21 protein-coding genes are annotated in these 21861 nt (G+C 67.9%); 17 read left to right on the top strand and 4 right to left on the bottom strand.

All coding sequences use genetic code 11. The annotated features are described in order from the left end of the window. The first annotated feature begins 214 nt into the window (after window positions 1-214). The 13 genes from VM780_RS10225 (at window position 215) to VM780_RS10165 (ending at window position 12099) form a co-directional block, all read left to right on the top strand. Entirely contained in the window at window positions 215-964 is a 750-nt protein-coding gene (locus tag VM780_RS10225; RefSeq protein WP_325447168.1) for a DsbA family protein, read from the top strand. A gap of 137 nt (window positions 965-1101) precedes the next feature. Next, on the top strand, window positions 1102-1569 hold the full coding sequence (gene aroQ / locus VM780_RS10220; RefSeq protein ID WP_325447167.1) for a type II 3-dehydroquinate dehydratase: 468 nt from the start codon (window positions 1102-1104) through the stop codon (window positions 1567-1569). Between the two features lie 26 nt (window positions 1570-1595). Further along, window positions 1596-2036: an acetyl-CoA carboxylase biotin carboxyl carrier protein gene (gene accB / locus VM780_RS10215; RefSeq protein ID WP_325447166.1), complete on the top strand. Its 441-nt coding sequence runs from the start codon at window positions 1596-1598 to the stop codon at window positions 2034-2036. A 7-nt stretch (window positions 2037-2043) separates the two neighbouring features. Then, complete coding sequence (gene accC, locus VM780_RS10210; protein ID WP_325447165.1) at window positions 2044-3402, top strand: acetyl-CoA carboxylase biotin carboxylase subunit; 1359 nt, start codon at window positions 2044-2046, stop codon at window positions 3400-3402. A gap of 70 nt (window positions 3403-3472) precedes the next feature. Next, complete coding sequence (gene aat / locus VM780_RS10205) at window positions 3473-4141, top strand: leucyl/phenylalanyl-tRNA--protein transferase (protein ID WP_325447164.1); 669 nt, start codon at window positions 3473-3475, stop codon at window positions 4139-4141. A 59-nt stretch (window positions 4142-4200) separates the two neighbouring features. After that, window positions 4201-5082, top strand: a complete 882-nt coding sequence (locus VM780_RS10200; RefSeq protein ID WP_325447163.1) for a hypothetical protein — start codon at window positions 4201-4203, stop codon at window positions 5080-5082. 63 nt (window positions 5083-5145) lie between these two features. Then, window positions 5146-6114, top strand: a complete 969-nt coding sequence (locus tag VM780_RS10195) for a glycosyltransferase family 2 protein (RefSeq protein ID WP_325447162.1) — start codon at window positions 5146-5148, stop codon at window positions 6112-6114. 104 nt (window positions 6115-6218) lie between these two features. Next, a complete protein-coding gene (gene map, locus VM780_RS10190; RefSeq protein ID WP_325447161.1) occupies window positions 6219-7046 on the top strand; it encodes a type I methionyl aminopeptidase in 828 nt (275 codons plus the stop codon). Window positions 7047-7129: 83 nt separating this feature from the next. Next, window positions 7130-7879, top strand: coding sequence for a RadC family protein (gene radC / locus VM780_RS10185; protein WP_325447160.1), 750 nt, complete (start codon window positions 7130-7132; stop codon window positions 7877-7879). A 130-nt stretch (window positions 7880-8009) separates the two neighbouring features. After that, the gene (locus VM780_RS10180) at window positions 8010-9407 is read left to right on the top strand and encodes a circularly permuted type 2 ATP-grasp protein (protein ID WP_325447580.1); all 1398 of its coding nucleotides are present in this window, start codon (window positions 8010-8012) and stop codon (window positions 9405-9407) included. A gap of 43 nt (window positions 9408-9450) precedes the next feature. Beyond that, entirely contained in the window at window positions 9451-10392 is a 942-nt protein-coding gene (locus tag VM780_RS10175) for an alpha-E domain-containing protein (RefSeq protein ID WP_325447159.1), read from the top strand. A 4-nt stretch (window positions 10393-10396) separates the two neighbouring features. After that, the gene (locus tag VM780_RS10170; RefSeq protein ID WP_325447158.1) at window positions 10397-11230 is read left to right on the top strand and encodes a transglutaminase family protein; all 834 of its coding nucleotides are present in this window, start codon (window positions 10397-10399) and stop codon (window positions 11228-11230) included. Window positions 11231-11334: 104 nt separating this feature from the next. Next, complete coding sequence (locus tag VM780_RS10165) at window positions 11335-12099, top strand: peptidase (RefSeq protein ID WP_325447157.1); 765 nt, start codon at window positions 11335-11337, stop codon at window positions 12097-12099. A 15-nt stretch (window positions 12100-12114) separates the two neighbouring features. Here the strand turns inward: VM780_RS10165 and VM780_RS10160 are convergent, their stop codons facing one another. Beyond that, complete coding sequence (locus VM780_RS10160; protein WP_325447156.1) at window positions 12115-12594, bottom strand: DUF2155 domain-containing protein; 480 nt, start codon at window positions 12592-12594, stop codon at window positions 12115-12117. 84 nt (window positions 12595-12678) lie between these two features. Further along, on the bottom strand, window positions 12679-13098 hold the full coding sequence (locus VM780_RS10155) for an NADH:ubiquinone oxidoreductase subunit NDUFA12 (RefSeq protein ID WP_325447155.1): 420 nt from the start codon (window positions 13096-13098) through the stop codon (window positions 12679-12681). 167 nt (window positions 13099-13265) lie between these two features. Here VM780_RS10155 and VM780_RS10150 point away from each other — a divergent pair, with 167 nt between their 5' ends. Continuing rightward, window positions 13266-13982, top strand: a complete 717-nt coding sequence (locus VM780_RS10150; RefSeq protein WP_325447154.1) for a hypothetical protein — start codon at window positions 13266-13268, stop codon at window positions 13980-13982. Here the strand turns inward: VM780_RS10150 and VM780_RS10145 are convergent. Both VM780_RS10145 and VM780_RS10140 read right to left on the bottom strand, forming a co-directional pair. Then, window positions 13979-14881 (bottom strand): NAD(P)/FAD-dependent oxidoreductase, encoded by a 903-nt coding sequence (locus tag VM780_RS10145; RefSeq protein ID WP_325447153.1) that lies wholly within the window; start codon window positions 14879-14881, stop codon window positions 13979-13981. The two genes, VM780_RS10150 and VM780_RS10145, sit on opposite strands and share 4 nt — an antisense overlap. Window positions 14882-14895: 14 nt before the next feature. Next, window positions 14896-15135 carry a DUF2188 domain-containing protein gene (locus VM780_RS10140; protein ID WP_325447152.1) on the bottom strand — a complete coding sequence of 80 codons (240 nt, stop codon included), beginning with the start codon at window positions 15133-15135 and terminating at the stop codon, window positions 14896-14898. Between the two features lie 166 nt (window positions 15136-15301). Between VM780_RS10140 and htpG the strand changes: the two genes are divergently transcribed. From htpG to pepN, 3 genes are all read left to right on the top strand, one after another. Next, on the top strand, window positions 15302-17194 hold the full coding sequence (gene htpG, locus VM780_RS10135) for a molecular chaperone HtpG (protein ID WP_325447151.1): 1893 nt from the start codon (window positions 15302-15304) through the stop codon (window positions 17192-17194). A gap of 132 nt (window positions 17195-17326) precedes the next feature. After that, window positions 17327-19093 carry an SLC13 family permease gene (locus tag VM780_RS10130; protein WP_325447150.1) on the top strand — a complete coding sequence of 589 codons (1767 nt, stop codon included), beginning with the start codon at window positions 17327-17329 and terminating at the stop codon, window positions 19091-19093. A 98-nt stretch (window positions 19094-19191) separates the two neighbouring features. Then, window positions 19192-21831: an aminopeptidase N gene (gene pepN / locus VM780_RS10125; protein ID WP_325447149.1), complete on the top strand. Its 2640-nt coding sequence runs from the start codon at window positions 19192-19194 to the stop codon at window positions 21829-21831. Window positions 21832-21861: the final 30 nt, after the last annotated feature.

Genomic DNA, 21861 nt, shown 5'->3' with positions numbered 1-21861 from the left:
GTGTGGTTGCGGTACCTGCCCTACATGCGGATGACGCTAGCCGGCCTCCTGAAGGGCGATTTGAGCCTTCGAGCGATGAGGGGCCGGCTACGACGCGGGCACAATATGCCCTCCGAGAGGCCTCGCCGTATTTCAAACGTGGATCTCTTGCAGGATGAGGCCTACCGGGTTCCGCCGAGCCGCTGAAGGCGGTTGCCGGCTTTGGAGATGATTGATGCGCTCTTTTGGCCTCGCGCTCGCCGCGACGCTCGCTCTCGCCGCCCTGCCGGCCGCCGCCTTCGACGCCGGTCAGAAGGACGAGATTGGCGCGATCGTGCGGGACTACCTCCTCCAGCACCCCGAGGTGCTGCTCGACGCGCAGCGCGAGCTTCAGCGGCGGCAGGAGGCGAAGCTGGAGGAGCAGCGCAAGGGCGCTCTGCGGGACTATGTCGCGAAGATCGACGCGTCGAAACTCCACGCCGTGCTCGGCGACCCCAAGGGGGACGTCACGCTGGTCGAGTTCTTCGACTACAATTGCGGCTACTGCCGACGCGCCATCCGCGACATCGACGCGTTGCTGGCGGCGGATCCCAAGCTGCGCATCGTGCTAATGGAGCTGCCGGTGATCCGCCAGGAGTCGCTTGGCGCCGCCCAGGTGTCGGTCGCAGTCAGCCGGACCGCTCCCGAGAAGTTCCGGGCCTTCCATGAAAAGCTGCTCAGCGGCCAGTCGCTTGCGACAAAGAAGACGGCGCTTGCGGCGGCGAAAGAGGTCGGTCTCGACCCGGCGAAGATCGAGGCCGCGATGAACGGGGCCGAGGTCCGCGCGACGCTTCTGGAGTCCAAGGAGCTGGCGGATGAACTCGGCGTCGAGGCGACTCCGACCTTCGTGATCGGCGACGCCGTCGTGCCGAACACCACGAGCGTCGTGGATGACCTGCAAGGCAGGATCGCGGCGCTCAGGACGTGCGGCAAGTCCGTCTGCTGACTTGTGCTGAAGGCCGCTGATAGTGAGCCGGCGGAGACCTGCGCGGAATCGCTTGGGTTCGCGCGCGGTCTTCCCTATAACCCGGACGCTCGCCGCCGACCGGTCTGCGTCTCGCAGCCAAGGATCAGCCTGCTCCCGTGACCCCGATCGTCTTTGTTCTCAACGGTCCCAACTTGAATCTGCTCGGCTCTCGCGAGCCGCAGGTCTACGGGTCGTCGACCTTGGCCGACATCGAGGCCCGGGCGCGGGACGTCGGCGACAAACTTGGCGTTCACGTCGACTGCCGCCAGACGAACCACGAGGGCGTGCTGGTCGACTGGATTCAGGAGGCTAGATCCTCCGCCTCCGGCATCGTCCTCAACGCGGGCGCCTATACCCACACTTCGGTCGCCATCCATGACGCGATCCGCGCCACGGGCGTGCCGACCATCGAAGTCCATCTTTCAAACATCCACGCGCGCGAAGCTTTTCGTCACACGTCGTTTGTGTCGCCGGTCGCAGTCGGCGTCATCGCAGGTCTTGGGATCGACGGCTATGAGTTCGCCCTCCAGGCGCTCGCGCGCCGGATCGAACGCGGCCAGCGACCGGAAACCCTGACGGCGTGAGCCGCGCGCCCTAAACCCGGGACACCATGAGCAAGGCAACCGCCAACATCAGCGATCAGGAACTCGTCCGCGAACTCGCGGAGCTGATGATCGAGAAGGGCCTGAGCGAGGTCGAGATCGAGCGCGAGGATTTTCGCGTCCGGGTGGCGCGTCAGACGCTCGCGGCCTCCGCGCCGGTCGCCGCCGTGACGATCCCGACTGCGGCGGCCGCGCCGGCCGATCCGGCCAAGGCGCAGGGGGCGGTGCTCTCCCCGATGGTCGGCACCGCCTATCTCGCCCCCGAGCCCGGCGCCCGTCCGTTCATCGAGGTGGGCGGCGCGGTTCGTCAGGGGCAGACCCTGATGATCGTCGAGGCGATGAAGACCATGAACGCGATCCCCGCGCCCAAGGCGGGCATCGTGCGCGAAATTCTCGTCACCGACGGGCAGCCGGTCGAGTTCGGCGAACCGCTGCTGATCGTCGACTGAGCGGGCCATGCCGAGTTTCGACAAGGTTCTGATCGCCAATCGCGGCGAGATCGCGCTTCGCATCCTGCGGGCCTGCAAGGAGCTCGGCATCCAGACGGTCGCCGTGCATTCGACGGCTGACGCCGACGCCATGCATGTGCGCCTCGCGGACGAAAGCGTCTGCATCGGCCCGCCCGCGGCGCGGGACAGCTACCTCAACATCCCCGCCTTGCTGGCCGCCTGCGAGATCACCGGCGCCGACGCGGTCCATCCGGGCTACGGCTTCCTCTCCGAGAACGCGCGGTTCGCGGAGATCCTGGAAGAGCACAACCTCGTCTTCATCGGACCGAAGCCCGAGCACATCCGCATCATGGGCGACAAGATCGCCGCCAAGCAGACCGTGAGGCGGCTCGGAATCCCGGTCGTGCCCGGCTCGGACGGCGGCATTACGGATGACGACGAGGCCCGCCGGGTCGCGCGTGACATCGGCTATCCGGTGCTGGTCAAGGCGGCCGCGGGCGGCGGCGGGCGCGGCATGAAGGTCGCGATGACCGAGGACGACCTCGTTGAGGCGCTGCAGACGGCGCGCAGCGAAGCGAAGGCTGCCTTCGGGGACGACGCGGTCTATCTCGAGAAGTACCTCGTCCATCCGCGCCACATCGAGGTGCAGGTGCTCGGCGACGGCGAAGGCGCAGCGATCCATCTCGGCGAGCGCGACTGCTCGCTGCAGCGCCGTCACCAGAAGGTCTGGGAGGAAGCGCCCTCGCCTGCGCTCAACGCCACCGACCGCGCGGCCATCGGCGAGACGGTCGCGGTCGCCATGCGCGAACTCGGCTATCGCGGCGTCGGCACGGTCGAGTTCCTCTATGAGGACGGCCGTTTCTACTTCATCGAGATGAACACCCGCATCCAGGTCGAGCATCCGGTGACGGAGATGATCACCGGCATCGACCTGGTGAACGAGCAGATCAGGATCGCCAGCGGCGCCCGGCTGGCGATCGCCCAGGAGGACGTGATCTTCCGCGGCCACGCCATCGAGTGCCGGGTCAACGCCGAGCACCCGGAGACTTTCCGGCCCTCGCCCGGCCGCATCGCCTATTACCACGTCCCTGGCGGGCTCGGCGTCCGCGTCGATTCGGCCGCCTATCAGGGCTATTCGATCCCGCCGAACTACGACAGCCTGATCGGCAAACTGATCGTCCACGGCCGCAATCGCACCGAGTGCCTGATGCGGCTCCGCCGAGCCCTCGACGAGTTCGTGGTCGACGGCGTGGAGACAACGCTGCCGCTGTTCCGGCGACTGGTGCGCAACCAGGCGATCCAGGACGGCGATTACGACATCCACTGGCTCGAGCACTGGCTGGCGGAGACGCCCCTGGAGGCGTGAGCGAAGCGGGCGACGCCGCTCGCGTCGATCCGCTTCCCCTCCTGCCGCGCCGGCCTTACGCTGCTGAGCGATGACCCGCATCAACGACGTTCTCGTGGAAATCACGCCGGAGGTCCTGCTCAAGGCCTATGCCTGCGGAATCTTTCCCATGGCCGAGAGCGCGGACGATCCAGGGCTGTACTGGATCGAGCCGGAGCTGCGGGGCGTGCTGCCGCTCGACGCCTTCCATGTCTCCGCGCGCCTTGAACGCACGGTGCGTTCCGACCTGTTCGAGATCCGCGTCGACACCGCATTTGAAGCGGTGATGGACGGCTGCGCGGCGCCCGGCGCGGGCCGCGACAAAACCTGGATCAACGGCCGCATCCGACGGCTCTATCGCGACCTTTACGAGATCGGCCACTGTCACAGCGTCGAAGCTTGGCGCGACGACAAGCTTGTGGGCGGGCTCTACGGCGTCGAGCTTGGCGGCGCGTTCTTTGGCGAGAGCATGTTTCATGTCGAGCGCGACGCGTCGAAAGTCGCGCTCGTTCACCTCGCGGCCCGCCTCCGGCGCGGCGGGTTCCGTCTGCTCGACACCCAGTTCGTGACGGAGCACCTGAGACGCTTCGGAGCCGTCGAGACGCCGCGCCGCGATTACCACCGCCTGCTCGAGCGCGCGCTTCTCGCCGAGGCGAACTTCTTCGCCTGGGAGAAGGATCGTGCGGTGTCGGGCGCCGAGGCGATGGAAGCGCTGAGGTAACGCTTCGGTAAGCAAGACGAGAGTTACTGAAAGGTAGCAACCCTGCCGTGGGTCTACCGATGAATCCCCAGTCCAGCCGCGATCTTCCGTCATCAGCGTTCGACCCGGCGAAGCCCGAAAGCCGCGATCTCGCGATCTGGGCTGCGGACGCAGCCGCCGACGCCGCTCCGCGCGCGGCGCGCCTGCAGCGCTTTCTCCCTCACGCGCTTGTCGGCGCGGGGCTGCTGATCTGCGGCGTCGCCTTCGCGAACTTCGCAACCGCCCCCGCCCTGACCGACGGCGTCGACGAGATTTCCGCGATCGACGCGCGGCAGATGGGCCTTGCGCTCAACCTGGACGCCACCGGAACGCAAGCGCGCACCGCTTCGATCAGCAAGGACGTGGGCGCGCTGAAGACCGAAATCTCCCGGCTCCGGCGCGCGCTCGACCAGTCGAAGAACAGCCAGGCGTCGCTGTCAAAGGCGGCCGCCGGCCAGGCGGCCGCGAATCTGGACGAAGTTCGCGCTCTCAAAGCCGAAATCGCCTCGCTTACCAAGACGCTTGAGGACACCCGCGCCGCCGCTGCCTCCAAGATCGACGCGCTGGCCTCCAAGGTCGACCAGTCCAAGGACGATCAGGCCCGCCTTGCGGATCTGCGCGACCGCCTCGACAAGATGGAGAAGGCGTCCGCCGAAAAGACGGCCGGGGCCGAGAAGCCCGCGCAGGCTGAGCCGGAGACCACCGGCAGCGTGCCGGCGTCGGCCGCACCCGAGCGGGTCGTGCGGAACTGGGTGGTGCGCGACGTCTATGAAGGGGTGGCTCTGCTGGAAAGCCGGGGCGGCGATCAGATCGAAGTCGAGCGTGGCGCGCGCGCTCCCGGCGCGGGTCGCGTTCGCTCCATCCAGCGGCGCGATGGCGCTTGGGTCGTGGTGACCGACCGGGGCGTGATTCTACCGCGCTGAGCGCCTTAATTCCGGTTTAAAGCAGTCGAGCGCATGATGGCCTTGAACAACGAGGCCCGACCGATGTCGCCTGCCGTCGAGATGCTGCGCGAGGAACACCCGCTCCCCCGCAAGGCGACCCCGCCCAAAATCGCGGTGCTGCTGCCCTGCTACAATGAGGAGGCGGCGGTCGCGGAGGTGGTCCGCGGTTTCCGGGCGGCGCTGCCCTCGTCCGATATCTACGTCTACGACAACAATTCGAAGGACCGCACGGTCGAGCGGGCGATCGAGGCCGGCGCGATCGTCCGGCGCGAGCGAAGGCAGGGCAAGGGCAACGTCGTCCGTCGCATGCTCGCGGACGTTGAAGCCGACATCTACCTCATGGCCGACGGCGACCTGACCTATGACCCGCTCGCCGCGCCTTTGCTGATCGAGCGGCTCGTCTCTCATCAGCTGGACATGGTGGTCGCCACCCGGGAGGGCGACGGCATGCTGGCGCGCAAGGGCCACGCGGCCGGCAACCGCATGTTCAACGGCATGATCACCCGGCTTTTCGGGACCGGGTTCACCGACATCCTCTCCGGATACCGGGTGGTCTCCCGTCGCTTCGCGAAATCCTTCCCGACCGCCTCCAACGGCTTCGAGATCGAGACCGAGCTGGCGGTTCACGCCCTCGATCTCAGGCTCGCCGTCGACGAGATCCCGGTCCGCTACGGCAAGCGTCCGGAGAACTCCACCAGCAAACTTTCGACCTTCCGCGACGGCTTCCGGATCCTCTGGACGATCGCGATGATGTATCGCGCGCTGAAGCCCTTCAAATTCTTCGGCGCCATCGGAGCGGGGCTCGCCTTGACCAGCGTGCTGCTCGCAGCGCCCGTGATCGCGACCTTCCTGGAGACGGGGCTGGTGCCGCGGTTCCCAACCGCGATCCTCGCCGCGAGCGTGATGCAGCTCGCCGTCCTCAGCCTCGTCTGCGGGGTCATCGTCGAAGCCGTCGCGGAAGGCCGACGCGAGGCGAAGCGGCTGCGCTATCTGGAGCTGAAAAGCGCCTGAGGTCCCGCGCGCCGGTGACGCAAGCCGGTCGCGCGCTTGGCGGAGCGGCTTGCCGCGCCTATGTTGGGAGCGCATCCCGACAGCCGCACGAGCCGCCCCTCACCATGACCTTTGTCGACGCCCAGACTGCGCCGCTCCGCAAGAACGGCGCGATCAAGATTCACGCTCCCGAAGCCTTCGAGGGCATGCGGCGCGCCGGCCGCCTGGTCGCGGAGGCGCTCGACATGCTCCACGACTATGTGAAGCCGGGCGTCACGACCGAGGCGCTCGACAAGCTGGCGCTCGAGTTCGGCATGGATCACGGGGCCCTGCCCGCCTGCCTCTACTATCGCGGCTACTCGAAGACGATCTGCACCTCGATCAACCACGTCGTCTGCCACGGCATCCCGAACGACAAGCCGCTGCGCGAGGGCGACATCGTCAATGTCGACGTCACCTACATCCTCGATGGGTGGCACGGGGATTCGAGCCGCATGTTCGCCGTCGGGGCCGTGCCGCGCCGCGCCGAGCGGCTGATCGAGGTGACCTACGAGTCGCTGATGCGCGGTCTGGCCGTCATCCGGCCTGGCGCGACCACGGGCGATATCGGGGCCGCGATCCAGGAATATGCCGAGGGCGAGCGGGCCTCCGTCGTGCGTGACTTCTGCGGCCACGGCATCGGCCGGCTCTTCCACGACGAGCCGAACATCCTGCATTACGGCCGCCGCGGCGAGGGCGCGGAGCTCAAGACGGGCATGTTCTTCACCGTCGAGCCGATGATCAATCTGGGCCGGCCTCACGTGAAGGTGCTGGCCGACGGCTGGACCGCCGTCACCCGCGATCGCTCGCTCTCCGCGCAGTACGAGCACATGGTGGGCGTCACAGAAGACGGCTGCGAGATCTTCACCGAATCTCCGCGAGGCCTGATGGCGCCGAAGTTCGCAGCCGCCTGAGCTCGACCTCGCCGGCCACGTCTTGCCCGAGTCGTTCAGGCGCGCCACGATGGCGCTCCCGATCGTCCGGAGCAGCGGCGACAATGCCGTCGGCGAAGCCCGACTCTCAACACGGCGCCCTTCCAGGCTTCGGCGAAGCCTCCGCCAAGAAGGCGGCGCCCGCGCCGCACTATCTCGGCCATCGCGAGCGCCTTCGGACGCGATTCCTCGAAGGCGAGTCCGACGCCCTTCCGGATTACGAGCTCCTTGAGCTCATCCTGTTCCGCACGCTGCCGCGCGGAGACGTCAAACCGCTCGCAAAAGCCCTGCTCGCGACCTTCGGCTCCTTCGCAGAGGTGCTGGCCGCGCCGGTTGAACGCCTCGTCGAGATCAAGGGCGTCAAGGAGGCGACCGCCACCGATTTCAAGGTGGTCGAAGCCGCTGCACGCCGGTTCGCGAAAGGCGCCATCACCAAACGGCCGGTGCTGGCGTCATGGTCGGCGGTGGTCGACTACTGCCGGACTGCAATGGCTTTCGACGACCGCGAGCGCTTTCGCATCCTGTTCCTCGACAAGAAGAACGGGCTGATCGCCGATGAGGTGCAGCAGACGGGCACGGTTGACCACACTCCGGTCTATCCGCGCGAGGTGATGCGCCGTGCGCTCGAGCTGCGCGCCACAGCGCTGATCCTCGTGCACAATCATCCCTCCGGCGACCCGACGCCCAGCCGCGCGGACATCGAGATGACGCGCACGCTCGTCGAGGTCGCGCGGCCGCTCGGCATCGAGATCCATGATCACGTCATCGTCGGCCGGGAAGGCCACGCCAGCTTCCGGGGCCTGAAGCTGATCTGATCAAATCATGCGCAGCCGTTTGCGATAAAATTGAGCTTCCGGCCTCTTTCCCCACGCGGCGCCCGTATTAGCATCAGGTCGAAGCGTCAGAAGGAGTCTCGCCCGCTTGCCCCCACCCGCCTTCGACGAAATGACGCTTTCGGACGGCGGCGTTCGCCCCGCGTACAGGAAACTCGCCGAGTGGCTCGCCGCCGCGCCGCCGGACCTGCTGCAGTATCGGGTCAAGGAAGCCGAGCTGCTGTTCCGCCGCATCGGCATCACCTTCGCGGTCTATGGCGACCAGCAGGCGCAGGAGCGCCTGATCCCGTTCGACATCATTCCCCGCATCATCACCGCGGACGAATGGGCGACGCTGACCAAAGGCCTCATTCAGCGGGTGGAGGCGCTGAACCGCTACATCTCTGACGTCTACGGAAAGCGGGAGATCCTCAGGGCGGGGATCGTCCCGGAGGAGCTGGTCTTCCACAATGAGGCGTTCCGGCCCGAGATGGCCGGCAAGACGCCGCCGCACGATCTGTGGGTCCACATCGCCGGCATCGACCTGGTGCGGGTCGACGCCGACACGTTCTACGTGCTCGAGGACAACGCCCGCACGCCCTCCGGCGTCTCCTACATGCTGGAGAACCGCGAGGTGATGATCCGGCTGTTTCCGGAGCTGTTCTCGCAGCACCGGGTCGCGCCGGTGGAGCGCTACGCCGACGAGCTGCTCGCCACGCTGCGCTCGCTCGCGCCGCGCACGAGTTCGGCCGAGCCGGTGGTCGTGCTGCTGACCCCCGGCGTCTACAACTCGGCCTATTACGAGCACTCGTTCCTGGCCGACAAGCTCGGCATCGAGCTGGTCGAGGGGCGCGATCTCTTCGTGCGCGACGACGTCGTCTACATGCGCACGACGGAAGGGCCGCAGCGCGTCGACGTGATCTACCGGCGAATCGACGACGAGTTCCTCGACCCGCTGGTGTTCCGCCCCGACAGCGCGCTCGGCGTGCCGGGCCTGATGAGCGCCTACCACGCCGGCAACGTCACGCTGACCAACGCCATCGGGACCGGCGTGGCGGACGACAAGGCGATCTACAGCTACATGCCGGAGATCATCCGGTTCTATCTCGGCGCCGAGCCGATCCTGAAGAACGTGCCGACCTATCGCTGCCGGGAGCCGGAGGCGCTCTCCTACGTGCTCGATCATCTCGACGAGCTTGTCGTCAAGGAAGTCCACGGTTCGGGCGGCTATGGGATGCTGGTCGGGCCGCACGCCTCGAAGGAACAGATCGAGCTCTTTCGGGCGAAGCTGAAGGCCTCGCCCGGCGGGTTCATCGCGCAGCCGACGCTCGCGCTGTCGACCTGCCCCACCTACGTCGAATCCGGCGTCTCGCCCCGCCACGTCGACCTGCGCCCCTTCGTTCTGACTGGATCGAACGGCGTGCGGATCGTGCCGGGCGGCCTGACCCGCGTGGCGATGCGCGAAGGCTCGCTGGTGGTGAATTCGAGCCAGGGCGGCGGCACCAAGGACACCTGGGTGCTGGACGAATGAGCGCCGTCCCCGTCCTCCCTCAGCCCCGCCTGCGCGTGACGCCATGCTGAGCCGCACCGCCGACAATCTGTTCTGGCTGTCCCGCTACATCGAACGGGCTGAGGCGCTGGCGCGCATTCTCGAGGCGACCCAGCGTCTTGCGTCGCTGCCTGCGGCCTATGGCGGCCAGACCAACGAATGGGAAAGCGCCGTCGCGACCGCGGGCTGCGCCCAGGGCTTCTACGCCAAGAACGAAGAAGCCGACCACGACTCTGTGGTCTCCTATCTGGCCTTTGATCGTGACAACCCCTCCTCGATCCTGAACTGCTTCGAGACGGCGCGGCACAACGCCCGCTCCGTCCGGACGGCGCTTACGATGGAGATGTGGGAGACCATCAACGGCGCCTGGATCGAACTGCGCCGGCTCGCCGACAGGCGGCTCGCAGGCGAAGAGCTGGCCCGGTTCTTAGGCTGGGTGAAGGAGATCGGGTTGCGGTTCGACGGCTCCGCCTCCCGGACCATGCTGCGCAACGACATCTATGATTTCTCGCGCATCGGCATGCTGCTCGAGCGCGCCGACAACACCGCGCGTATCCTCGACGTGAAGTACCACCTGCTGCTGCCCGAGCAGGGCGAGGTCGGCGGCGGCCTCGACTACTACCAGTGGCAGGCGATCCTGCGCGCCGTTTCCGCCGTGACGAGCTACCACTGGGTCTACCGCGAAAGCGTGAAGCCGTGGCTGATCGCCGATCTGCTGATCCTGAACGACCAGATGCCCCGCTCTCTGGCGGCCTGCTACGGTGAGCTCGTCCGCCACCTCGACCAGCTGGCTCGCGCCTACGGCCGGCAGGGGCCGGCCCAACGGATCGCGCGCAACTGCCGGGTCCGTCTCGAGAACGCCGACATCCGCGACGTCTTCCAGAAGGGTCTTCACGAGTTCATCACGGACTTCATCGCCGACAACAATCAGCTGGGCGCCGCGGTCCACGAGCAGTACCTCGCCTAGACCCATGCGCCTGACCATCCGCCACGAGACGACCTACCGCTTCGAGACGCCGGCCGCTTCCGTCATCCAGACGCTGCGCCTGTGGCCTCGAGGCCATGACGGCCAGCACGTCGTGCGCTGGCGGCTCGACGTCGATCGCAACTGCCGCCTGCGCGCCGCCGAGGACGCGTTCGGCAACCAGACCCATGTCTTTGCCGCCGAGGGACCGCTCGACGAGCTCACGGTGCTGGTCGAGGGCGAGGTCGACACGCAGGACAACGCGGGCGTCGTGGCGCGCGCGGCCGAGCGCTTCCCGCCTTCGCTCTACCTGCGGGAAACGCCTCTCACGGCGCATGACCAGGAGATTTCCGCCTTCGCCGAGGACGTTCGGTCAAGCGCCGGAGATGGTGAGCTCGCCGCTCTGCACGGACTGCTGGACCGCCTCCACGCCGAAATAGCGTTCGCGCCAGGGCTTCCCGACGGCGTCACGACGGCAGCCGAGGCTTTCCGGGTGAAGCGCGGGGGCGCGCAGGACCTGACCCACGTCTTCCTGACGGCCGCGCGACGCCTCCGGATCCCTGCGCGCTACGTCAGCGGCTATGTCCGCCGCGAAGGCTGCGCGTCGCAGGACTCCATGCACGGGTGGGCGGAGGCCTATGTGCCGCATCTTGGATGGGTCGGCTTCGATCCCGCCGAGGGCGCCTGCCCCACCGAGTCGCATGTCCGGGTGGCAATCGGCCTCGACTATCTCGGCGCGGCGCCTGTTCGCGGCTCCCGCTACGGCGGATCGGGCGAGACGCTCGAAATGGCCGTTCTGGTTGAGGACGCACGGGCTTCGCGAAGCTATCGACGCTCCTAGCGCGCCGTGCGGCGCCCTATTTTGGGGCAGCGCGGCATCCTGCACGTTGGCGCGTCGGCGGGACTCTTGATAGCGTCTGCGGCTTCTGTGGTCGGGGCGCGTAAATGACCTACTGCGTTGGTATCCTGGTCCGTGACGGACTGGTCATGATCGCCGACACCCGCACCAATGCGGGCATCGACAACATCGCGGTTTTCCGCAAGCTCAAGATCGTTTCCGAGCCCGGCCGACGCACGCTCGCGATCGCGACGTCGGGCAATCTGTCGGTGAGCCAGTCCGTGATCTCGATGCTCGCCGAGGGCGTCGAGAACCCGGAGACGGGTGAGCTCGAGACGCTCGAAAGCCAGCCGACCATGTTCAAGGCCGCCCAGCTCGTCGGCCGAGCCGTGCGCGAAGTCTGGCGCGTCGATGGCGCGAGCCTGGAGCAGATGACGGCGCGGTTCGACGTGCAGCTGCTGTTCGGCGGCCAGGTCGCCGGCGGCCGCATCCGGCTCTTCATGATCTATGCGGCCGGCAACTTCATCGAGGTGACGCCGGACACGCCCTATTTCCAGATCGGCGAGCACAAATACGGCAAGCCGATCCTCGACCGGGCTGTGACCTACGAGACGGATCTCTACGACGCGCTGAAGATCGGCCTGATTTCGATGGACTCGACGATGCGGTCGAACCTCGGAGTGGGTCCGCCGATCGACGTTCTCGTGCTCAGAAAGGACGCGCTGACGCCGGAGCTCGACTTCAGGATCGAGCCGAACGATCGGTATTTCGTCGATCTGCGCGAGCGCTGGTCGCAAGCGCTGCGGACCGCGCATATGGAGATTCCGCGGCCGCCCTACCGGTCGAACGAGCCAGGCGACGCCGGGGCCTGACGCTTGCCGCTGCGGCTATTCCCCGAGCGTCGGCCCCTGCGGCGCCTCCGGCCGCGCGCCGCCTTTGCAGTCGACCAGCCACACATCGTAGATCGGGTGTTCGACGCCCGACAGGCCGGGGCTGGAGGCGAACATCCAGCCTGAAAAGATCTTCCGCCGCTCGTCGTTCAACGTGATCTCTTCGACGTCGACGTAGGACGTCGTGTTCGGCGCTTCGGTCGGCGGCCGCGTGTAGCAGACATGCGGCGTCACCTTGAGCGCCCCAAAGGTGGCCGTCTTGTCGATCGGCGCATCGAACTCGGTGACGCGGCCCGTGATCTTGTCCAGCCCGTTGAACACCGCCACAGGGTTCGAGATCCGCGGCGTCGGGGCGATGATCTCGGGCTTGGCGGCTTTGGGCGGCGTGTCGAGCGTGGAGGCCCCTGGGTTCTGGGCGTAAGCCGGCGCGCACAGCAGAATGAGCGGCAGGGCGATCGTTACGCGACGTGCGGGCACGGACAGGAACTCTCGCGGCGATCAGTGAAGGACGGGTTTGGACGCCGAAGCAGCCTACAACCACGCCGCGGGCGCGGCGGGTCGTCAGTCCTCGGGAGACCAAGCCTTGTAGTCGCCCGTGGCGGCGGGACGCTTGCGCGCCGAGAGAGCCGACCCCTGCGGGCGGTACGCTTCGGGGGTGCCGGTCTTGTTCTTCCGGTGACGCTTCTCCCACTCGCGCGGCACATAATTCTCGTTCGCGGGCGGCGCGTTCACGGTGTGGTGGATCCAGCCGTGCCAGCCGGGCGGGATCGCCGACGCCTCGGCATAACCCGAATAGACCACCCAGCGCCGTTCGCTGCCGAAGGCCGCGTTCTTCTTCGGGTCGTTCGGCAGCCGGTAGTAGCGGTTGCCGAACTCGTCCTCGCCGACGAACTCGCCGCCCCGCGACAGCGCGAAGCGCGTGCCCACGGTGGCCTTGTTCCACCAGGTGAAGATGTCGGTCAGGACGCTCATCAGCGACATGGGTCGACTGGCCTCGATGGTTCTGCGCGCAACGGTATGGTCCGCGCGGCCCGCCTTGTCCAGAACGGCGCGTCCCAAGGCGCGATTCAGGGCCTGCCGTTCCGCTCAGAATTCCGTAACGCAGAGCGGCCGAGTCTCATGCCTGAGTCGGCGAGGGGTAAGTCGGAATGAGACTCGAAGAACGCCGGGCGGCCTGGAACGAGCGCGCTGCGGTCGCGCTGCAGGCGCCGCGCGCCGCACTGCCCTCTGCGGTGCTCGCTCATGCGCTGCAGGCGCGCTGGACGCCGCGAACGCCGCGCGCCGCAGTCGACGGATTCTGGCGCGCGCACCCGTTACGGGCCGATCGGCTGGCTCGGGCCCTCGCGGCCATGAGCGGCGCGCCCGCGGACTGGCGTTGGACGCTCGCGGACGCGCGCGCGACCGGCTTGCGGGTCCCGCCCCTGCCCTACCGGCTTCCAAAACAGGAGGCGCAACCGGGTCGGTGCGTGGTCTGCGGCCAGCCGGTGTTTCGCCTCGGCTGGCACCGCGACCGATGGAGCGCCGGCGTGGTCAATCAGCGGGCCGCGTGGCACGCTTGCTGCGTCGTCGCGTGGAAGCTCTGGAACGCGCCGAGCGAGCAGCGGCGGCTGCTTGCGCGCGTCCAGCGCCACAGATGCGCGATCTCCGACAAGCGGCTGCTTCGGACCGCTGAGGTGGACCACCGCGTCCCGCTCTACGAAGTCTGGCGCGATCGACGGGACCTGCCGTGGCCGGAGCTGCTGGGCTATTGGGGCGCCCCCAACCTGCAGGTCGTGAACCGGGTCGTGCATACAGCGAAATCTGTCGCGGAGACCCAGGAGCGCGCGCGGCGCCGCCGCGACGTCCCAGCGCCGGATCCCGCCTAGACCGAACCGAGCGCTCCGGCCCTGAGCTGATTGTGAATGTCGGTCGCGGCGAGCGCCGCATGACCGGCGGCGACCGAGATCTGGTTGAGCTCGTCGACGACGTCTCCGACAGCATAGAGGCCCGGCGTCGTGGTCTTCTGGTGCGCGTCGGTCTCGATGCAGCCGACCTTGTTGCACGCCGCGCCGAGCGACATCGCGAGCGCCGATTGCGGCTCGTTGCCCATCGCGAAATACAGCATGTCGAAGGTCAGGCGGGCGCCGTCGGCGAGCGCGGCGACGCAGGGGCCGGTGAGCTCCAGCGCCGCCAAGGGCGCGTGCGCGACCTTGACGCCCGCGCGCGGCTCAGGCGTGACGCCAGCCTCAGCCGCCGGATAGGCCACGACCGTGACGCGGTCAGTAAACGTCGTGAGAAAGTCTCCCTCGGCGAGCGCCCGATCCAGCGGCCCGATAACCCCGACGTCTCGGCCGCTCGCTTCGAAGCCATCGCAGACCGGGCACAGCCTGATCCGGCCGTCTTCGATGGCTTCCTCGACGCCGGGTGCGTCGAGCACACGGTCCTTGACGCCCGTCGCAAGAATGACGGCGGGAGCTGTCAGCTCAAAGCCGCCGCATGACGCCCGGAAGCCGCCCTCCTCGCGGCCGAGCCGCTCCACCTGCCCCTGGCGCAGCGTGGCGCCGTAGCGCTGGGCCTGCTCGCGCAGCCGCTCCAGCAGATCCCGTCCCGAGACCCCGTGCGGGAAGGCCGGCATGTTGTGACTGACCGGGATCCACCGGGCGCGGCTGTGACCGTCGTCTACGACGATCACGCGCCGGCGGAACCGCGCGAGGTAAGTCGCGGCGATCAGCCCTCCGGGGCCGCCGCCGACGATGATGCAGTCGAACCGGGACTCTTGCTCCACGATGGCGGCGTTCGTCAGTCCTTCACCGTGGTGTTTGGCCGGTCGTCGCCGGAGGCGTGCTCCACGCGCCACTGACCGCGCGCGTCCTCGTACTGGATGTCGGTGTCCTCGCCCGGGAGGCGCTGCTCGCGCGCCGCGCGCTCGGCCGCGGCGTGAGCCGCTTCTCGCGAAGGAAACGTTTCGGAGAAGACGTCGCCGAGCTTGTAGGCCCAGCCGTCATTATGCTCGACGATCTCGTATTGCACGCTGGCCATCTGGCTCTCCCTGCTCCACGACAGCAACGAGATCGCGGACCGCTTGTTCCGTTGCGGCCGAAACCGCTGGCGTCTTTTGGAAGAGGGCGAGACCACGGCGCCGCTCTTGAACTTCGGCGCCGTTCCAGCCATCTCGACGCCGGATTTCCGCCAGGGGAGCTCGACCGTGACCGCCGACGCTGAGACGCAACCCACGCAGACCGAAAGCCGCGCCTTCGAGGCCGACGTCGCCAAGCTGCTGCACCTGATGGTGCACTCGGTCTATTCGGACAAGGACGTCTTCCTTCGGGAGCTGGTCTCGAACGCCGCCGACGCCTGCGAGAAGCTGCGCTTCGAGGCCATCGAGACGCCCGCTCTGCTGGGCGACGACCCGAAGCCCCGGATCACCGTCCTTGCCGATGCGGAAGCGCGCCGCCTTGTGGTCGAGGACAACGGCGTGGGCATGAGCCGGGACGAGATGGTGGAGGCGCTCGGCACCATCGCGCGCTCCGGCACCAAGGCGTTTGTCGACAGGATCGAAGCCGCGCAGGCGAAGGAAGGCGCCCAGTTGATCGGGCAGTTCGGCGTCGGCTTCTACTCCGCCTTCATGGTCGCGGACCGCGTCGAGGTCGTCTCCCGCCGCGCCGGCTCGCAGGAAGCCTGGACGTGGATCTCGGATGGCAAGGGCACGTTCTCCGTGGCGCCTGCGGCGCTTGAGGAGGCGCCGGCGCGCGGCACGCGCGTCATCCTGCACCTGCTCGAGGACGCAGCCCGCTACGCCGAGCGCTGGACGCTCGAGGGGACGATCAAGGCGCAGTCCGGTCATGTGCCGGTGCCGATCTTTCTCGTCGAGAAGCCGGGCGCCGAGCCTGTCGAACTCGCCGACGGCGCGGCGCTCTGGACCCGGCCGAAGGCGGAGATCTCGAAGGAGGACTACGCCGAATTCTACCGCGGCCTCGGCGGCGCCTTCGACGAACCGGCGATGACGGTGCACTACCGCGCCGAAGGTCGCCACGAGTACACCGCGCTTGCTTTCGTCCCATCGAGCCAGCCCTTCGATCTGTTCGATCCGGACCGCAAGGGGCGCATGAAGCTCTACGTCCGCCGGGTGTTCATCACCGACGACGCCGAGCTTCTGCCGCGCTACCTGCGCTTCGTGCGCGGACTGGTGGACAGCGCCGACCTGCCGCTCAACGTGTCGCGCGAGATGATCCAGGAAAGCCCGATCCTCGGCGCGATCCGGAAGGGTCTCACGAACCGCGTGCTGGGCGATCTGGAGAAGCTCGCGGAGAGCGACGCGCCGACATTCGAGACGATCTGGTCTGCGTTCGGGCCGGTGATCAAGGAAGGCCTCTACGAGGATTACGAGCGGCGCGCGCAGCTGCTCGGCCTGTCGCGCTTCCGCACCACGGCCTCGGGTGACGGCTGGCGCTCGCTCAAGGACTATGTCGCCGACCTCAAGGAGAACCAGACCGCGATCTACTACCTGGCTGGCGGGGAGTCGGAGCGGCTGCGCACGTCGCCCCATCTCGAGGGTTTTCGCGCCCGAGGCGTCGAGGTGTTGCTGCTCTCGGACCCCGTCGACAGTTTCTGGGTGACGACGCTCGACGGCTATGAGGGCAAGCCGTTCAAGTCAGTGACGCAAGGCGCCGCCGATCTGGCTCTGATCAAGAAGCCGGACGCCACGGACGAGCCCGCGCCCGAGACCCCGCAATCCGTCTCCGATTTCATCGCTTTCGCAAAGGCGTCGCTCGGCGACCAAGTCGCGGATGTGCGCGCCTCGGACCGGCTGACGGAGAGCCCGGTCTGTCTCGTCGCTCCCGACAGCGGCCCCGACAGGCAACTCGAGAAAATCCTCGCAAGCGCCGGACGCGCGGGCGCCGCGGCCAAACCGATCCTCGAGATCAACCCCAACCACGGGCTCATTCTGGCGCTGGCTGCGAAGGACGACCAGGAGTTGCGCCGCGACGCGGTCGCGTTGCTGCTCGACGAGGCGCGCATCCTCGACGGCGAGCGGCCGGCGGACCCGCAGGATTTCTCCGCCCGGCTGGCGCGCGTTCTCGATCGCGCGCTGCGCTGATGCGAAAAATCGCCGGCGGCGGCTCATCGCCGCCGGCTCCGGCGGCGCTATCTGCCGGCCGATGAAGCGCCCCCGCCAGTTACCGTCCCTCGCCTTCGCGCGCCGCCTCTCCCGGAGAGGCCGCGCGCCCTCATGACGCTCCCGCAAACGCTGTCCTTCGCCATCATCGGGCTGATGATGGCAGCCTTCGTGTGGGGCCGATTCCGCTATGACGTCGTGGCCGTGGGCGCGCTTCTCGCCGCCCTGCTCGCGGGCGTGGTGAAGCCTTCCGAGGCCTTTGCGGGCTTCTCCGACGACATCGTCATCATCGTCGGCAGCGCGCTTGTGGTGAGTGGCGCGATCTCGCGCTCGGGCCTGATGGAGGCCGCCGTCCAGCGCTTCGCGCCGAACCTCACCTCGTCGCGAGCGCAACTGCTCCTTCTCGTTGTGATCGTCACTGTCCTTTCGGCCTTCGTGAAGAATGTCGGCGCGCTCGCGATCATGATGCCGATCGCGATCCAGATGGCGCGCCGCTCCGGCGTCTCGGCCTCGCTCTACCTGATGCCCATGGCCTTCGGTTCGCTGCTCGGCGGGCTGATGACGCAGATCGGCACATCGCCAAACGTCATCGTCTCGCGCGTCCGCGGCGAGATGACCGGCACGCCGTTCTCGATGTTCGACTTCACGCCAGTCGGCGTCACGCTCGCGCTGGTCGGCGTGTGCTTCCTCGCCTTCGCCTACCGCCTCCTGCCAAACCGCGAGCGCGCCGGAGCGGACGTGGAGGAGGCGATCGAGATCAAGAACTACGTCACCGAAGCCCAGGTGACGGAGGATACGGTGGCCGCCGTGGCGACGGTCCGGGACCTCGCGGCTCTGGCTTCCGGCGACGCGATGGTCACCTCGATCGTCGACGCCCGAGGGCGCCGTCGCACGCCGATGCCCGATGCGAAGCTGCTCGCCGGCGACTCGCTGCTGATCGAGGGCGACCCCGCCGCGCTCGACCGGATCGTGGCCCGCGGCAAGCTGAAGCTCGCAAGCGCTCGCGCAGGCGAGCCCGAGACCGACATCGGATCGGTCGAAGCCATCATCGGCCCGCGCTCCTCTTTCGTCGGCGCATCGGCCGAGCGCCTCGCGCTGTTTCATCGGACCGGCGTCGAACTGCTCGCCGTGAGCCGCCGCGACAAGCGCTTCACCGAGCGCCTGCACGACATCACGCTTGCGGCTGGCGACGTCATCCTGCTCAGGGGCGACCGCGCCAGACTGACTGAGCTGCTGCGCGAGTGGGATTGCCTCCCGCTTGCGGAGCGGGAGTTGCACCTCGGCATCTCCCGGCGGGGACTGCTGCCGGTCATCATCCTCGCCGGCGCCATGCTGGCGACCACGCTCAGCCTCACGACCGTGCCGGTCGCCTTCTTCACAGCGGCGGCGCTCATGGTGGCGACCGGCGCGCTGCCGGCGCGCGACGCCTATCGCAGCCTGGACGCGCCGATCCTCGTGATGCTGGCGGCGCTGATACCGGTCAGCGACTCCGTGCGCACGACAGGCGCCGCGGAGCTCGTGGCCGGATGGCTCTCGCAGGTTGCGCAGGCGCTGCCGCCATACGGCGCCCTCGCGCTGATCCTGGTCGCCGCAATGGCGGTGACGCCGTTCCTCAACAACGCCGCGACCGTGCTGGTCATGGCGCCGATCGCCGCGCAGTTCGCCACCCAGCTCGGCTTCAGACCGGACGCCTTCCTGATGGCGGTGGCGATCGGGGCCGGGTGCGATTTCCTCACGCCGATCGGCCACCAGTGCAACACGCTCGTCATGGGGCCGGGAGGCTATCGCTACGGCGACTATGCGCGGCTCGGAGCGCCGCTGTCGCTGCTCGTCGTGCTGGTGGCGGTGCCGATGCTCATGTTCGTCTGGCCGCTGAGATGACCGGCGCGCCGCCGCGCCCGGCGCCTGGCTTGCGCGCTGACGCGCCAGAGGCCTAAACCGAGCGCCACGCTCACGCCCCACCCGCCGGAGCAAAGCCGATGCGCGCCGAGGATCCACGCCCAGTCCGTCTCGCCGAATATCGGCCTTCGGACTTCCTCATCGACACCGTGCATCTCGACGTGCATCTCGACAGGGAAGCCACGCGGGTGACGGCGCGGCTCGCGATCCGACCGAACCCGCTCGGTCGCGACAACGCTGCGCTCAAGCTCGATGGCGAAGACCTCAATCTCGTCTCCGCCGAGCTCGACGGCGCGCCGCTCAGGGTCGACGATCTCGACGTCACCCCCTCCTCGCTGACGCTCGCCAATCCGCCGCGCGGGCCGTTCGAGCTGACGGTGACGACGCTCGTCAATCCGTCGGCGAACACCCGTCTGATGGGCCTTTATCGCTCGAACGGCGCCTACTGCACCCAATGCGAGGCGGAGGGCTTCCGCCGCATCACGTATTTTCTCGACCGGCCCGACGTGCTCGCCGTCTACACCACCCGGATCGAGGGATCAGAGGCCGAAACGCCGATCCTGCTGTCCAACGGCAATCTGGTGGAGACCGGATCGGCCGGCGACGGCCGACACTTCGCGGTGTGGCACGACCCGCATCCGAAGCCGTCCTACCTGTTCGCTCTTGTCGCCGGCGACCTTGGCGTCCTCGAAGACGAGTTCGTCACGATGAGCGGACGACGCGTCGCGCTCAAGGTGTTCGTCGAGCATGGCAAGGAGGAGCGCGCGCATCACGCGATGGAGTCGATCAAGGCCTCCATGCGCTGGGACGAGGAGACGTTCGGCCGCGAATACGACCTCGACGTCTTCATGGTCGTGGCGGTGTCCTACTTCAACATGGGCGCCATGGAGAACAAGGGACTGAACGTCTTCAACGACAAGTACGTCCTGGCGAGCCCAGAAACTGCGACCGACGGCGACTACGCGAATATCGAGGCGATCATCGCCCACGAATACTTCCACAACTGGACGGGCAACCGCATCACCTGCCGCGACTGGTTCCAGCTCTGCCTCAAGGAGGGGCTGACGGTATTCCGCGACCAGGAGTTCACCTCCGACATGCGGTCGCGTTCCGTGAAGCGCATCTCGGACGTGCGCGGCCTGCGCGCAGTCCAGTTCGCCGAGGACGCAGGTCCCCTCGCGCATCCAGTGCGCCCGCAAATCTACCACGAGATCAACAACTTCTACACGCCGACGGTCTACGAGAAGGGCGCGGAGGTGATCCGCATGCTCAAGACGCTGATCGGCGCCGAGGCCTTCCGGGAAGGCATGGACCTGTATTTCGACCGTCACGACGGCCAGGCCTGCACGATCGAGGAGTTCATCGCCTGCTTCGCCGAAGTCTCCGGCCGCGACATGAGCCAGTTTCTGCGCTGGTACGACCAGGCGGGAACGCCGGAGGTCGACATCCGCACCGCCTACGACCCGGACTGCAAGACCTTCACGATCGACGCCTCGCAGAAGACGCCGCCGACGCCCGGCCAGCATGTGAAGCTGCCGGTGGTGATCCCGCTGGCGCTCGGGCTGGTCGGGGAGGACGGCAGGGACCTTCCTCTCATGGTGGACGGCGCGCCGGCAGGCCCGGTGATCGCGCTCATTGAGGAGAACACCCGCGTGGTGTTCGAGAACGTCGAGCGCCGCCCGGTGCCGTCGCTGTTCCGCAACTTCTCCGCGCCTGTGAAGATCCGCTCCGACCAGACGGATGAGGACCTCCTGTTCCTCGCCCGGCTGGACAGCGACCCGTTCAACCGCTGGCAGGCGGTTCAAACGGTGGCGCTGCGCAATCTGGTCGCCGGCGTCACGGCTCTCCGCGAAGGCCGCGAACCGCTCGAGGAGCCCCGGCTCGCCGAAGCTGTCGGCCGCGCCTTCGATCCGGCGGAGACGGACTGCGCCTACGCCGCCCAGATCGCGGCGCTGCCGAGCGAGGGCGACGTGGCGCGCGAGATCGGAGAGGACGTCGACCCCGACGCGATCCACTCCGCCCGCTCATATCTCAAGGCCAGCCTTCGCGCGCGGCTCGCCGAGCCCCTCGCCGCCGCCTTCGAAAGGCTGGCTGAGCGCGGCCCCTACTCGCCCGACGCAGCCTCCGCAGGTCGGCGCGCGCTCAAGATCGCCGCGCTCGACCTGCTCGCCGCCGGCGGCGAACAGAGCGGCGTCACCCGCGCCTTCGAGCTCTACACGGGCGCGCAGAACATGACCGACCGCGTCATGGCCCTGCAGGTTCTCTCGCTTCACGCGACAGCCGAGCGGGAGGACGCGCTCGAGGACTTCGCGCAGCGCTACGGGGCCGACCCTCTGCTGATCGACAAATGGTTTCTGATCCAGGCGTCGGCGCCGCTGCCGGACACGCTCGAGCGCGTCCAGTCGCTGATGGCCTCGCCGCTCTTCGACATGAAAAACCCGAACCGGGTGCGCTCGCTGATCGGGGCCTTCGCGTCGGGCAATCCGACGCAGTTCAACAAGGCCGACGGGCGTGGCTACGCCTTCCTTGCGGACGTCGTGACCGAGCTCGACGCCACCAATCCGCAGGTCGCGGCGCGGCTTCTCGGCGCGTTCCGCACCTGGCGCGCGCTCGAACCGCAGCGGCGGGGGCTTGCTGAAGCGGCGCTCCGGCGGCTCGCCGCGCTGCCGAAGCTTTCCGCCGACGTCGGCGACATTGTCCGACGCGCTCTCGCGGCCTGATCACGCGGCAAGCGATTCTATTGACTCAGC

The sequence above is a fragment of the Hansschlegelia sp. genome (assembly GCF_035538955.1).
GTDB lineage: Bacteria > Pseudomonadota > Alphaproteobacteria > Rhizobiales > Methylopilaceae > Methylopila.
Note: the sequence above shows the minus strand (reverse complement) of the source record. Positions and strands in the feature narration are given on the sequence as shown.